Annotated in this window: 11 protein-coding genes; 2 read left to right on the top strand and 9 right to left on the bottom strand. The window is 36.9% G+C overall.

Annotated features, from left to right (window positions below):
• Positions 1–261: 261 nt before the first annotated feature.
• Positions 262–2,301, top strand: a complete 2,040-nt coding sequence (locus CG11_RS20815; RefSeq protein ID WP_052598781.1) for a hypothetical protein — start codon at positions 262–264, stop codon at positions 2,299–2,301.
• 22 nt (positions 2,302–2,323) lie between these two features.
• On the top strand, positions 2,324–2,872 hold the full coding sequence (locus tag CG11_RS20810; RefSeq protein WP_052598780.1) for a pyridoxamine 5'-phosphate oxidase family protein: 549 nt from the start codon (positions 2,324–2,326) through the stop codon (positions 2,870–2,872).
• A gap of 174 nt (positions 2,873–3,046) precedes the next feature.
• On the opposite strand, the gene cmk is transcribed toward CG11_RS20810, so the two are convergent.
• From cmk to CG11_RS20765, 9 genes are all read right to left on the bottom strand, one after another.
• Positions 3,047–3,754 carry a (d)CMP kinase gene (cmk, locus tag CG11_RS20805; protein WP_052598779.1) on the bottom strand — a complete coding sequence of 236 codons (708 nt, stop codon included), beginning with the start codon at positions 3,752–3,754 and terminating at the stop codon, positions 3,047–3,049.
• Positions 3,755–3,876: 122 nt separating this feature from the next.
• On the bottom strand, positions 3,877–4,269 hold the full coding sequence (locus tag CG11_RS20800) for a hypothetical protein (protein WP_052598778.1): 393 nt from the start codon (positions 4,267–4,269) through the stop codon (positions 3,877–3,879).
• 6 nt (positions 4,270–4,275) lie between these two features.
• Positions 4,276–4,677, bottom strand: a complete 402-nt coding sequence (locus tag CG11_RS20795; RefSeq protein WP_156039844.1) for a hypothetical protein — start codon at positions 4,675–4,677, stop codon at positions 4,276–4,278.
• A 245-nt stretch (positions 4,678–4,922) separates the two neighbouring features.
• Entirely contained in the window at positions 4,923–5,312 is a 390-nt protein-coding gene (locus tag CG11_RS20790; protein ID WP_052598776.1) for a hypothetical protein, read from the bottom strand.
• Between the two features lie 214 nt (positions 5,313–5,526).
• Positions 5,527–6,534 carry a glycosyltransferase family 2 protein gene (locus CG11_RS20785; protein ID WP_052598775.1) on the bottom strand — a complete coding sequence of 336 codons (1,008 nt, stop codon included), beginning with the start codon at positions 6,532–6,534 and terminating at the stop codon, positions 5,527–5,529.
• 2 nt (positions 6,535–6,536) lie between these two features.
• Positions 6,537–7,076, bottom strand: a complete 540-nt coding sequence (locus CG11_RS20780; RefSeq protein WP_052598774.1) for a hypothetical protein — start codon at positions 7,074–7,076, stop codon at positions 6,537–6,539.
• 6 nt (positions 7,077–7,082) lie between these two features.
• A complete protein-coding gene (locus tag CG11_RS20775) occupies positions 7,083–8,600 on the bottom strand; it encodes a hypothetical protein (protein WP_052598773.1) in 1,518 nt (505 codons plus the stop codon).
• Positions 8,601–9,011: 411 nt separating this feature from the next.
• Positions 9,012–9,989: a PorP/SprF family type IX secretion system membrane protein gene (locus CG11_RS20770; RefSeq protein ID WP_052598772.1), complete on the bottom strand. Its 978-nt coding sequence runs from the start codon at positions 9,987–9,989 to the stop codon at positions 9,012–9,014.
• Positions 9,990–10,046: 57 nt separating this feature from the next.
• Positions 10,047–15,023 carry a gliding motility-associated C-terminal domain-containing protein gene (locus tag CG11_RS20765; protein WP_052598771.1) on the bottom strand — a complete coding sequence of 1,659 codons (4,977 nt, stop codon included), beginning with the start codon at positions 15,021–15,023 and terminating at the stop codon, positions 10,047–10,049.
• Positions 15,024–15,029 lie beyond the last annotated feature (6 nt).

Here is a 15,029-nt window from a genome sequence, read left to right as displayed (position 1 = left end):
TTTTTTTTATAAAAAACAAAGGAAAGCTACACCATATTAATATTAGTACATCGCTAATATAATGTCAATAAGTCTCTATCTTGCCACAAAGGTACATTTTCTATTAATTAGTCGATTATTTGTAGCCTTATTTTTTTTAGAATCTCTTTTTTTTGTGCTAAAACGTAGATAAAAGGTTTGCTTAAATAATCGTTCAGAAAAAATATTAGATAAATACTTTGCAGGGCACTTAGCTACTTTAAGCCTTAAAACATCTGTTTAGTGAAAGTTTGGAATGCAACTAACCATGTTATTTTAATACTGAATGCAACTCCTTTTGCACAAGGAGGAGAAGGGTGTTTGTACAAAGTCCTTCAGCCTCAAGAATACGTTCACTTAGTCGCCAAGATTTATCATTCTAATAAGAGAACCAAGCAACGGCAACATAAGTTGCGATACTTGATAGAAAACCCACCTATTTTTGATAATAATACCCAAGGGCAATTAATTAGTTGGCCCGTTGCCATATTGGAAATGCAGCAACGTTTTGTTGGGTTTTTGATGCCAAAAGTCGAAGGCGAGTTGTTAGAGATTTTAGTAACACCCAAATTGCCAAGGCATCTCCCTACAAAATGGCAACGTTTTGAATTAGGAACAGAAGGAGCTTTAGCTTTGAGACAAAAAGTATGTTTTAACATTGCTGTTGCCTTGTATCATATTCATCAAACGGGAAAGTATGTAATGGTTGATTTGAAGCCTGATAATATTTTGATCCAATCCAATGGGCTGGTTGCTTTGGTAGATATGGATTCTATTGAAGTTATAAGAGGGGAGCAAATACTTTTTCCAGCAGCGATGGCAACCCCAGAATTTGCACCGCCAGAGTTCCATGCTTTGCAGCGTAGTTCTAAAGCATTGCCTATTAGTTGGGATGCCTTTAGTATGGCGGTTGTTTTTTATAAAATTTTATTGGGTATCCATCCATTTGCTGCTACGACCAAGGGACAATTTAAAGACGCTAATGGCTTGGGAGAAAAACTAAAACATGGTCTGTATGTACATAATCCCAATCAACAGACCTATTTTTCGGCAATACCTTCATTGCACAGAGCATTTGATCATTTTCCAATTGCTTTGCAATATTTATTTAATCTTTGTTTTATACAAGGGGTTAAAAATGAGCGTATGCGTCCTAGTGCTGAAGATTGGTGCTTGGTTTTTGGAAATGAACAAGGACAAGATGAAGAGTTAATGACTCCGTTAGGAGACGATGTTTTAAAAATATATGCCCCTATATTAAAAATTGAAAACATAGATTGGCTTACGAATTCTTTTGAATGCTTGTTTCATCCGTTGATTCAAGCTGCATTGCCTACGCTGTTGGATAAATTCAAGAAAGAACGGTATAACTGGTGGAAATCTATTAAACGATTTTGGAAACTAAGGTCAAATAAAGATTTCTTGAAAGTTGACAAGGACTTGGAATTTTTGACCAACTTATTTACTGAGACAGCTATTCCTGATCAGTGGAAAGTATTGCTTTTTCAAAAGATTCAAAAGGTTTTTGACGTATATCAATGCGAGCAACAGCGTTACAAAGTATTCAACGAATCTTACAAAAAAGAGTTTACTAGCCATCAAGAAGCTTGGAAAGCTTGCCAAATGCTTTATCAAAAACAGTATCATCAATTGTCTAAAGCGTATCGAAAAAAGTGCGTAGAAATTCGGCAAAATCAAAATACACAACCTTTGTGGAAGGCTTTTATAGGAAAAACGGCAAGTCGTAAACAACGCTTTCTAGAGAATAAATATTTACCCACACAGCAACAAGATTTAGAAGAAGGGTATTTGCAACAAATTGCAACAATAGATGCTCGTTATCAGCCTAGATGGGAAGCACTAGAGAATACACACTATGAGATATTAAATCGAATAGACAATCTAATAAAACCGACTCGAAAAGTAGAAGAAAAGGCAAAAGAAGAAATTCGCTTTATAAGGGAACGCCAAGTCATTATTGATGCTATTAAAAATCAGAAAAACGTAGCAAAGAATACTTACGAACATCAAAAAAAAATACTTCATACCTCTGTCAAGCATTATATTGAGCAGCTGTATGAAATTGAAAATAGTGCTAATAATCAGATAAAGGTGCTACGGCAAAGTATTCGTCTTCGATTGTCAAAATTGGAAGATGACTTGTTAGCAAAGAAGGAAAGATACAATAAAACTTTATTAAATTTAGAAATGTCTTTTGTTAAAAATTGCTCTAGATCTATTGATTTGATCAAAAAGGAGGCAAAAAAACAGGATATTTTATAACTTCTAATGTAAATCGTTGAAAATGGCAACATTACTAAAAGAATTGAACCAAGAGCTCATAGAATTTATTAAAAAACAAAAACTATTTTTTGTAGGAACAGCAAGAAAAGAAGGACATGTCAATGTATCCCCAAAAGGGATGGATACGTTTCGAGTAATTGATGGGAAGCGTATTGTGTGGCTGAACTTGACGGGAAGTGGCAATGAAACGGCTGCGCATTTATTAGAAAATAGCCGAATGACTATTATGTTTTGTGCTTTTGAAGGCAAACCTCTTATCTTACGCTTGTATGGTCAAGCAAAGGCTTATCATGAACGAGACGAAGTTTTTCATCAGTACATTGATTGTTTTCCTGCCGATGTAGGAACGCGTCAAATTATTGTGCTGGACCTAGATTTGGTGCAAACATCCTGTGGGTATGCGGTACCTTTGATGGATTTCAAAGAAGAAAGGAGCATTTTAAGAAATTGGGCAGAAAAAAAGGGAAGGGCAAAAATTAAAAGTTATTGGAAAGAAAAAAATACAACGAGTTTGGATGGTTTTGAGACAGGTATATTTGAAGAAGAATAATGGTCATTATTTGGTAGATCGTTGTTACGATTTGAAGTTTGTTTCCTGCAAGCAAAAAAGCATTTTAGTAGTACTCTACTAAAATGCCGATTCTATTTAATACTGACTCGTTGAAACTACACTACAATGCAGCCAATTACAATAATAAAATAAATGGTTGATAAACTAGAAGGATTAGTTAGTCACTAATCCCATAGCCTTTTTTTCGATGATGTCTTTTGAAAGTTGAAGTGCAAATTCCAATTGTTCGGTAGGAGTGAGCAAGCTATTGTCAATCTCGATGGCATCTTCTGCTTGACAAAGAGGGCTATCTGCTCTAGTAGAGTCAATGTGATCACGTGTGCGTAGGTTTTTTTCTACTTCTTCAGGAGAAATATCTGTTATTCCCTTACTTTGCCATTCTGCTAACCTTCTGCGTGTCCGTTCTTCGATGGAAGCTGTTAGAAAGAGTTTTAGTTCGGCATCCTTAAAAACAACCGTTCCGATATCACGACCATCCATTGCGATCCCACCTTTGGCACCCATAGCTTGTTGAAGCTTAACCATAGCTTTGCGTACCGCAGAGATCGTGGCAACGGGGCTTACAAAGTTAGAAACGCGCATGGTTCTAATGGCATCTTCTACGTCTTCGCCATTTAAAAAAGTATGATTTTTACCTTCAATGTTTTCAAAGTGAATGTTAATGTTTTGCAACGCTTCTTCTACCGAAGCTGGATTTTCAATGTCTATATTGTGATCTAAAAAATAAAGCGTAACAGCACGATACATAGCGCCAGAATCGACGTAAACATATCCTAATTTTTTGGCAAGTGCTTTAGCTAGTGTACTTTTGCCGCAGGCTGCGAAGCCATCAACAGCAATCGTAATTTTAGAAGTTTCCATGAAAAGAGCTTTGTGATTTTTTGAGAAATGAAGCATTTCCTTAAACGATTATTCTTAATATCGTACACAAAAATAGCAATATTAGTTCGTTTTGTAGTGTAAGAGTTCGTTTTTTTTAAGATTTACTTTAGCAACGCCAACTGTTTTTCCAACCATTGAATACCTTTTTCTTTGCTTGTAAATAGTTTGGTAGGAACTTGTCTGGTGTTGAAACGAGATACAATGCTTAAGAAAATATTCCCAATCAATTTAGAAGGGTAAGAGTTGACCAAGAGAACTGTAGCAACGATAAATTCTACATCAGCATAATGTCGCAAGACTTCTTTTTTGATATAAGTATTTGAAACATGAATTAGAGTAGCTACAGTGTTGCCGTTGGCTGCTTTGTGGAGTGTATTTAAGTTATTCTCTACTTCCTCCAATGTCAAAACTCCCTGAACTTCTTTATTTATGGATATTTCCAAGATGGCATTAGGGTACGAGATAATAGTTATTTCTTTAGTTTTGTACCGCATATTGCTTTATTTTTTGGCTAACGAAAGTTGTTTTTCCAACCATTTAATAGCTTCTGAACGCTCTGCAAAAATCTTGGTAGGACGTTGGCTAGCATCCATCCGTTTTCTAAGTGTCAGAAATAAATTTCCTACCAACCTAGAGGCAAATGAATCTGCTATCAGAGCTGTAGCAACAATAGGAAGCCCTGTGTCGGTATATCGTTTTAGGACATCTTTTTTGACGTACATACCCGAAGAGTAAATTAAAGTAGCGCCAGGTTGATTGTTCAATGCTTTTTTCAACGCAGCTATATTATTATCAACTTCTTCCATAGTCAAGGTTCCATTATAACCTGGAGCAGGACGTAACTCTAGAATTCCGTTTGAATGCACTGCAACATGCATCTCTTTGGTGTTGTATTCCATCATATTTATATTTATTTGCCAACTTAGCAAAAGTTTACAAAAAGGGATATTCGTCTAGTAATAGTTTGTTGAAACCGCGTAATAGTATTATAATCAATTACATTGGCGATCTCAAGAGGTAAACTTTTTATTGTTTATCAATCATGCCACACTTATAAAGTTAAATAGTATAAATGTGCTTTGGGGGGTGAAAACAAAAGTAAGGAGTTAAATAATTGTTTTAAATACTTGCTACAAAAATTGCGCTGCTAATTGTTGAGTTCTTTTGTCAACCATTCTATAGCTTCTTGCTTTTTGCTAAAAATTTTAGAAGGTATATTTTCTTTTATGAAACGTTGTATTAGAGTTAGGTAAAGATTGCCAATCAATTTGGATGCAAAGGATTGAGTTAAAAAGGCTCGTGCTACAACATGTTTAGGAGGTTCTGTATATTGTTTTAGAACTTCTTTTTTGACATATTTTTCAGGAAAATGCAATATAATTCCTTTGGGTTTGCCTCCAATAACCTCATCTAAAATACGCAAATTTTCCTCCACTTCCTCTAAAACTAAATTGCCTTCAAAATCTTTTCGCATGGAAATTTCTATAATGTCATCGGGTCGGAGCTTGTATGTAAATTCTTTTGTATGATAATCCATCTATTTGTGAGGATTTCGAGTAGTTAATAATATTCTTTACACAAAATAAAAGGATGACTAAAAGATAAAATACGATTTTAAGAACGATATTTTATAAATTTAGCAGTCTTTTTATGATTTGTGCTGTATTAAAATTTGTTTTCTAAAACGAAGATAGACAAACTCTAAGGAAAATTTTAATGCTATTAGGCTTTAATTGAATAAACCGTTGTCTTTATGCAAAGAAAAAGAAATCATCTTTAATTTTTAGGTGCTGCTCTTTTAATATTGTTCGAATAGAGAATTGTGCATCAGGTTGAGCAATAGCGATGATCACTTGGGGTTGCTTTAAGTTGGAGAGCTCCTGCACGGGATACAGCCGTTGGCCATAAATATCTTTGCCTATTTTATTACTGTTATTACAAATCCAAGTAAAAGAAACACGTTGGTCGATAAGCTTGTGGGCAATGGATTTTCCTTTTTTGCCAGCACCCCAGACTATCAATGGGCGGGTGCGATCATAGTCTAATGCTAAGAAATAGTCTAGCTTGATATCCAAAAAATTATTATCAGCATAATTAGGGTCATGTCTAGATGTGCGACCTTCTGAATCGCGCCAATAGTGCAATATATGATTAGAAGCCAAACAGGTTAAGCCTTGTTGATAAAATCGAAAACATAAATCGTAATCTTCGGGATATCGATCTGGCGCAAATGCTCCAGCAGCATCTAAATCTGTTTTGAATACCATCCAACAAGGAGAAGGAATGACACATTCTTTATAAATTTCTTGAAAATTACTTCCTTCCCGAGTAAGTTTGTTTAACCATTCGGCATAGCGTAAATAGCCATTTCCTAAAGCTTGTTCACTAAAATACTCTACTAAGCCAGTTGCCAAATGCCCAGGTCCTGCTTGATGGAGTTGAGCCTGTAATATTTCTATTTTTTTAGGAGGCATTTTGTCATCAGAGTCCATTCGAGTAACAAAAAAACCTTTGGAATATTGGTAAGCCATTCTCAGGGCAGCAATGATACCCTTGCCTTTATTTTGATAAACTTTTATTCGATGGTCTAATGATGCATACTTTTGTAAAATATACCAACTCTTGTCTATAGAATGGTCTTCAATGGCAATTAATTCCCAGTTTTTATACGTTTGCTCTCGAATAGAATCCAAACATTCTTCCAAAAAAGGAGCTGTGTTGCGAACGGGCATTAAAATACTAACAAGGGATTCGTTCATGTCTATTGGTCGAATTTTAACAAACGAAGGTATTTAGAAGTTCGCCACAAGCCATCAACTGGATGGATATACAGGTAAAGCTTAAAAGGAGTTGCTTCTGCACTATATTCCAAAGCGCCATCTTTTAAGGGACCGTGTTTTTTGAACGTTCGCTGTGTAAAATGACCAATTAGTAAGTCATGAGCAATCTTATCACAAGCAGCAGTTGTTAAACGCTGTGGAGTTTGATAAATATTGTAAATATATTGAAAATTAACAAACCATAAAACCAACCACTGGGTATTTAAAAAAGGCTTTATTTCTTGTAGCTTTCCGTTGATCTCTTTTAGAACCTCTGTCTTTCGTTTTAAAAAACTCTCTTGGATATAAGATTCTAGTATAGATTGAATTCGTTCCTGTTTGGGGCAATCCTTTTTCCCTGCTAGTTCAACTAATGTCGGAATATATGTTGGATTATAGAAAGAAGAAGCTTCATCTTGATTCTTAAAATGTAGATTTTCATCATAAGCCCATTGATGTATGTTTTCAATTGTCACTTCCATAAATTCTTAACTATTTTCGTAATTGGTAATATCTAAAATCATCTCCCACAAATGTGTATAAGGGATAATTTCCAATTCATTGGGGGAGTTTCTATATTTGATGGAAGACTCTTTTAGACGATCTACGTATTTTTGGTGGACTCCAATTTTCTTGTAATCAAAATGTGCCTTTGCTAATTGTTGCAACAAACGGACAAACTGAGTAATTCTATAGTGCTCCTCTTGCTTTAATAAACGCGTAGAATACCCTTTTAGGCGCTCCACTCGTTCAAAAGCTTCTCCCAAGCGTTCTTCTTGTAGGAGAAATAGCACTTGAGCAATGACTAAAATTACAGTGAAAATACGTTGGTTTTTAGGGAAAATAATAGGCTCTTCCAAGAACCGTTTCACTTTAAATTGTTTGTAACGTTTGGGTTTCTCATTTTTGCTATCTGTTTGTATCCACAACAAGACACAAAGATAGACCTCAAATGCATTCCATTTATCTTGGTCTTCATTCGATATTTTTTTGAAACGTTTATCTTCATAAGCTCGCTCAAAAACATCGTGTGCGACAGAATATTCTTGACAGTGTATGGCTAGCAAGAGATAGTACTCGTAAAGCTGTAGCCAAATTTCGTTTTTTTCAAAAATTTTTAAATACGCTTCAGCTTGAATTTGTCCCTTTTCAAAATCTTTTAGATGAACTAAAGCCAATAACTTTTTCAACGCGATTTTAGCTAACTTGTCTTCTCGGTATAAATGGGGATGCTCCAAAACATATTGTTCTGCCGTCTCACAAGTTGAGTAAACATTGTGATAATCTTCTTGAACTTCATGAAAAGTAGCAAAGATCATGAATTGATTGTACAGAATAACAGGTGAAGGGTGGCTTTGCGACAATTCTAAAGATCGATCACAATAAGATTGTAATAATTCAATTTTATTAGGTGCTTTAGAGTTTGACTTTTTGCTATTGAGAATGGTTCGTTCGTATAACTCATCTGATTCTATTTCAGCTTGTAATATAGCTTGGTACTTTTGGCACAACGCATTGTATTCGTTGTATGATTTTTCGTCTTCTTGCTGCATTGCATGTGTACGAAGAATTCTAGATGCACTAACGATAATGTCTGAAAATTCAAATTTTAATGCCGTACCAACGATACTTTTAGCCAGCTGAGCAGCAGTGTCTTGTGCTTTGTTGGATAGCAATATCTTGACTAACGTCCAATCTTTATGACAACTATAATAAGCTCTGTTGTAGTTTGAACTAGATGCCTGATTAACATCTAAAAAAAACAATGTATTTAATAGACGTTTTTTGAATCTAGATTTTAATTGACGGTATTTGTCGTCAGTCGGCATGCTCTTATAAAGGGCATGAGCGGCCTCTTGGTCACTTTTTAAATCCCCTTTCATTAAGAGTTCATAGAACTCATTAAACTTTGAATTTTTCTGTTTTAAAGAGTGGTCGTCAAATATTTCAATTTTTTTGACCTTTTTCTTTGTTACAATTTTTGAAATTTCGATTAGATGCTTCATCTGTTATTTTATTATCCCCAATAATAATAGTTCGCTAAAAGAATGCAGCAATAATGAATGCAGTTTTGTCCTTTCCCAAAGTGAAAAATGAATTTTTGATTCCCTTTTTAAACTGTTCAAATGAGCTGTAGCGAATGAAAAATTAGTAAACTATTACAATAAATATGCAGAAGAGTATTCCTTGATAAAACGTTGAGGGTGATGCAACCTTTGATTGTTTTTAGGATGCAATTCTACAACAGGTGATAGTAATATTGTATTATCATATTATCAATAAACGTAACTTTTCTTCTTGCTGTATGTCACATTTTGGCATAAATGTACTAATTAAAAAGATAAAAAAAAACATACGTGCATAAAAAAGCCCAATACCATTGATAGTATTGGGCAATATTAAATCTAAATTATTTCTTACAGAGAACCATCAGGAGTTTCTTCAACCTCTGGCATTTCAAATACATCTGTACCTGGAAATTCGTAGCCAATCATCAATTCAGTAGAGCCTAAGCTATGCTGCTGAAATGTGTTTAGAGCAACATCGAATCCCAACAAGACTGGAACACGTTTGTCGAATAAGACTTTGCACTGGAAGGATAAGAATGCGGGGTAGCGGTAGTATAGTCCTAAGGCTACTTGTTCGTTTAAAACATGCACCGTAACGCCTCCTTCAAATTGAGGAACGGCACCTTGAATGTATCTAAGCATAATAGAAGGCTCAATAATGATTTTTTTCTCAGGAAGCCTAATTTTGTATGCAGCAGATAGGTAGTAGTGGCGATAATACCTTCCAATTGGTTCACTATTGTTGGGGCGGAAGCTAAAATTGAGCACTCGTTGTCCTAGATTAGGGGCAGCAAAACCAACGGTTAAATTTTTTGTATATAAATACAAACCTACCTCTAAATCAATGCTCCAATTTCCTGGATCAGCATTCGCAACCGCTTGGTCATTGGGATCAATGAGTTGGATCATATCGGTACGGATAATATTGTGCGCTAAACGCCCCGAAAAACCAAGCGACAAAAATGTTTTTTTGCCTAATTTACGATGCACTGCCCCTGAAATTTTTCCTCCCCAACGAGAGCTAGGACCTGTAACATCCCCAAATAGCAGCCCCCCTAAACCGACCAACCAATCTCCATTCTTTTTGTCTCTCCATATGGTTCCTTGATAGGTCAACCCAAATGTTTGAGGCGCTCCAGGGAAGCGAACCCATTGCCAACGGTGAAATAAGTTTAGAGAATGGTTGCCTTTCGATCCCGCAACAGCAGGGTTGATTAAAAAAGGATTGCTATTGTATTGAGCAAACAGAGGGTCTTGTTGTGCATGAAGTGTATCAGTCGTACAAAGCAACAATACACCAAGACATATTATGATGAAATTTTTCATAATTGATATAGTTAAATAGTTGCTAATACCTTCATGGAAGGCATTAGCAACTTAAAATTATCGAATAATAGTGACTGTTCCTTTGTAAATTTTAGGCTCACTTAATTGTGGCTCATCTACAGAGATAACATAATAGTATGTCCCGTCAGGTACGTCTTGTCCTAGGTTTCTACCATTCCAAGTGCCATCGTAATTAACCGTTTCAAAGACAGGAAGTCCCCATCTATTGAATACTTGAACACGGTTGGTAAATAAATTCAAACAAGGAATTTCCCAGAAGTCATTAACTCCATCGCCATTAGGGGTAAATCCTGCATGGTGTGGAATACAACGCCCTACTTCGACAAGTACAGAATCCAAACTTGTACAGCCCAACGTATCTGCTACCGTCAGTACATAAGTTGTTGTACTCAATGGTTGAATCGTAGTAGTAGCTGCCGAAGGATCGTTTACATTGGCGGTTGGTGCCCAATTATACGTGTTGATATTTCCTGTACTGGCTGTTCCGTCTAAGGTTGCAAATTGTCCGAGTAACATACCTGGAGGAGTAATGGCATTGGCAACAGCATTAACAGAAGTAAATGTAGCTGACAGCATAGCCGTATCACATTGTAAGGCATCAAACACCATGACCGACCAAGCATCGCCATTCGTCAAGTTAAGCGTCAAGGTTCCAAAATTGCCATTCGAGTTGACCAAATAAGCGTTGGTTACTCCATTGATGGTAACATTGGCAATATAATCATCATTACCAGCTGTTAGAGCAGGCATACCACCTGTAATTTGAAGATTTAGAGTAGCATTGCCAATCGAATCACAAGAATAGTTGTATAAACCAGAACCATTATTAATACTTACCCCAACATAATTAGGATCGTTACAAATATCACCACAGTTCGTTGCATTCCAAAGGAAGTGGCCACTAATACTATCTACTCCACATTGACTGTTGTCAGTGACGACCACTAACCAATTATCTCCATCTTGAACATTGAAGGTATAATCAGTCGTGTCTCCAATTGTTCCTAGTACAGGAATTTGGTAACCAGAAGCACCAAGCGTAGAAGCACCAATAATAGTTACTAAGTAATTAGAACCATTGGCAGCAGGTTCACCACCACTTAAACGAATGGTTACATCCGCAGTTTTATCTGTAAAACAAACATAAGGCTCTACGTTAACAGCCAAATCAAGAGGATTGTAGTTAAAGGAACCTGTTGCTGTGTCTGCACAACCATTCTCATCCGAAACGACAACCGACCAAGTATCTCCATCGGCTATGTTAAAGCGATAAATTCCAACATTTTCTTGAGTTGTTCCATTCTGTCCTGCAATACTAGAACCTGTTGTGGTGACGGTAAATTGACCGCCATTGAAAGAAGGTGCTCCTCCCGTAATAAACAAAGTAACAACAGCATCACCGTTTGAACTACAGGTATAAACGCTGCTGTCAACAGGGTCTGGTAAAATTTGAACAGGCATCATGGTACAAATTGGACAATTAGACGTATCAAAGGTATAAATGTCTGTTAAGGTATCTGCACACATATTAATGTCAAAGACATCAAACGTCCAAGTATCACTATCATTTACTAAAAATGAGAAGTTTGCTGCTCCTCCAATGACACCATTTAATTGGGCATTTTGGAAGTTTTGCCCAAAGACAGTAGAGCCTGAAATATTGACCGTATAATTAGAGCCATCAATGGTAGGTTGACCACCGTTAACTGTAATTTGTACCAAAGCAGTACCATCCATATTACAATTATAACTAAAGGTACTAGTAATTGGATTTAAGGCACAGTAATCAGGACAGTTCATTAAGTTGTAATCAAATGTTCCTGATGTCGTATCTGGACAACCATTACTATCCAAAACAATGACCATCCAAGTGTCACCATCCATTACACTAAAGCTGAAAGGAGTAGCTGAAGGTGCTCCTGTGCCAGTTGTGGTATAGACACCATTTCCATTAGGAGTAGTTGATCCGCTTACCGTAGCCGTATAAGCCTCGCCAACGGTTGTACTTGGGGCGCCGCCATTTAAGAATATGGTTACCAAAGCCGAATCGCCACCAGGGTAACAAGTGTAAACGGAGCTGTCAATCGGGTCAGGTGTTACAAAAACAGGATTGTTGACACAAGGATCTAAACAAGGAGTAGCATCAACAATAGCTGTTTGGTTGCATCCCATTCCATCGGTAATAACTATGGTAAAGGTATCGGCAACTGGAATAGCGTATTGGTTGGTTAGCCCAACTGCGGTTTGTCCCATAAGCACGGTATCGCCTGCTGTATTGGTAATCCAATAATCAAATAAACTTCCGTTATAACTAGGGAAACCACCTGTTGCACTAAAATCAATAATACAATTATTGGAATTATAATTCGTGGTTAAAATAATTTCGCTTAGGAAAACAAATGGAGCACCATTCTCAGAACTTGCACTAGGACAAGTTAAAGAACCCCAGGTTGCTGTTTCATCAGCCATAGGACCAACATAATGAACTGCATTTTGAGAAAATGGATGCGTACCATCATTCACCCAATAGTGTGGGCGAGCATAAACAGAGTCAATAAAAGTAAAGTTACCATTAATGATTGAATCAGGAATATTGACGCTATCTTGAACGATGTATCCAATATCCAAACAGTTGGCAATGTTTGTTGTTGAAACACCATTTCCATCTACCATGACACTAGGGAAAAGTGTATCACCAAAGCAGACAAAACCTGTATCGCTTGCCATAAAGTTAACGGTATCGCCCAAGACACTATATTGAGCATCCCCTGCATATACCTCAATTTCATTGATGTATTCAATAATGTATTGTCCTTCATCGCCAGGGTGTCCACCATCTAATTGAATGGCATATACTGTTCCTGGAGTCAAGCAACAAAGCCCTATTATATCTCCATTAAAGCCTGTGGTACCACTAAATTCAGCTGTAATTTGTGGTGTTGCTTGTGTCCCATCAGTGGTATAGGTGGCTGGTTGCAAACCTCCATAACACAAACTATCTTGGAACAAAGGATAAATAGCATAATTTAGACTATCCAAACCGACATAAGCACGCAACTTAATTTCTACCACTCCTGATGGTGGTACGGTGAAATAGTGCCAAACGGTTTGATCAGCACGTGCTGCTGGATTGGGATTAGAAAAAGGTTCTCCTGCCAAGGTTTCAATACAAGCGTTGGTATTATCACCCGCTACTGCCGAAAATGGAATGGTTTGATTGGCTGGCTTAACAGGAACCTCAAATAGGGTATCTAGCATACTCAAGCATAAAATGTCGTTTGGTGGAGGGTTGTTGGCAGGGTCGGAAGTACTAGGATCGTGTAACCATACATCTATATCTTGAGAATTGATAAGAGTTAAGTTATTGGCAGGGTCAACCATCCCATAATAGGTGTAACCAGGTTCTAAGCACTGTTCCATAATGATTGCACTTTCTGCAGCACCTCCTAAAAGTCCATTTAGACCTCCATCTGCTGCTGAAACATTCGTCAAGTTTGCACAAGAGTAATCAGAAGGAACACCTGGAGCGAATCGAGCATCATTAGCAAAAAATGCAGAGCCTTCACTGTAGATACCACTTTGATAATCTGTTTCGAAAACAATTCGTCCACTGTTTGGAGCTGTAAATTTAAACCAAACCGACTCATTCATTGTGTTGTTATTAACAGCTGGATGGTCGTAATCATAAGCATGATAATTGTCAGGATTATTATTGGTATGAGCTGCTCCTGTTTCACCATTGTCGTTGCCTCCGTCCAAGGCGCATCCAAAATTGAGGTTAATTGTAGCAGGGCTACCTGCCGAAGAGCTAATGGGAGTCGTTCCAAAAGAAGTAGTAGGAGCCGTACAAGGAATATCCTCTATATCAGGAGGAGAACTTCCACCTAAATCAGAAACAGAAACCTCAATATAACCTCTTTCATTAGCATCATCTGTGGTCAATTGTACATAATACGCCTCGCCAGGATGCAGTTTTTGATTACTAAAACCGCTCACAGGATCACAGGCTGTAAATGTGATATCCGCTTCACCTTGGATATTAGCAAATCCACCTAAGTCTGCATTGTTGATGTGGGATAAATACTCAAATTTATCTTTAATCAAAGTTCCGCTTACAGGTTGAAGTCCAGAAGTACATCCAACACCATCAGCAGCGTGATATATTTCAATATAGGTTCCAAAGTCTGTGTTACCATTATCCGTGCTAATATCAACTTCACCACTAGGAGGTGCAATAAAATAAAACCAACGTGAACGGTTATTGGATACATCTCCTTGGTGTGGTTCATTAGGTTCTAATGTACAGTTTGGACACCACGCACGTGTATCACTTGTACCTACAACAATTTGAGAGGCATTGCAAATATTATCTTCCCAATTGTTGATGACTAAATTTGTTCTAGTAACTTCTACTGTTATAGTATAAGTTTGGCTACAGTTACCATTAGAAGCAGATGTTGTAAATGTTTGAGGAGCACTGACTCCAGATGCAGGAACACTCAAAGTTTGATTGATAATTCCTGTATTCGCATCTTTGCTAAGAACAGTAATTCCAGAACCAAATATAGGTTCATCGGCTTCGTAAGCGGCCCATTCAAAATTAAGGGAAGTTGGCACGTCAGTAGGGCAGACATAATCCCAGTCAAAAAATATACCATTACCTGGCTCAAAAATGGAATTATTAGGAGTAGTTCTTACATAAGGACCATTATTTCCACTGACTAAAGCATAGTTAGCTTGAGCTGAGAATAGGCTACTAATTTCTCCACCAGAAATTAAGTTGGCATTATTATTTGTCCTTCCAATTGTATTATCAGTGACTTTATATTCCCACATAAAATCACTGTCACCTGTTATGTTAAACAAAACATTATCGCAGTCTTGATTATTTAAAACTTCGATAGAAGTTACTCGAACCTGTATATTAGCCTGCCCCCAACTCGTATAGCCAATCGAGCAAAAGAACAGACAACAGAGTAAGAGTTGCAGTTTTTTGTAAGTAGTTTTTATCATACTTAA

The sequence above is a fragment of the Aureispira sp. CCB-QB1 genome (assembly GCF_000724545.1).
In the GTDB taxonomy this organism is placed as follows: Bacteria; Bacteroidota; Bacteroidia; order Chitinophagales; family Saprospiraceae; genus Aureispira.
This window is presented reverse-complemented; position numbering and strand designations above follow the sequence as displayed.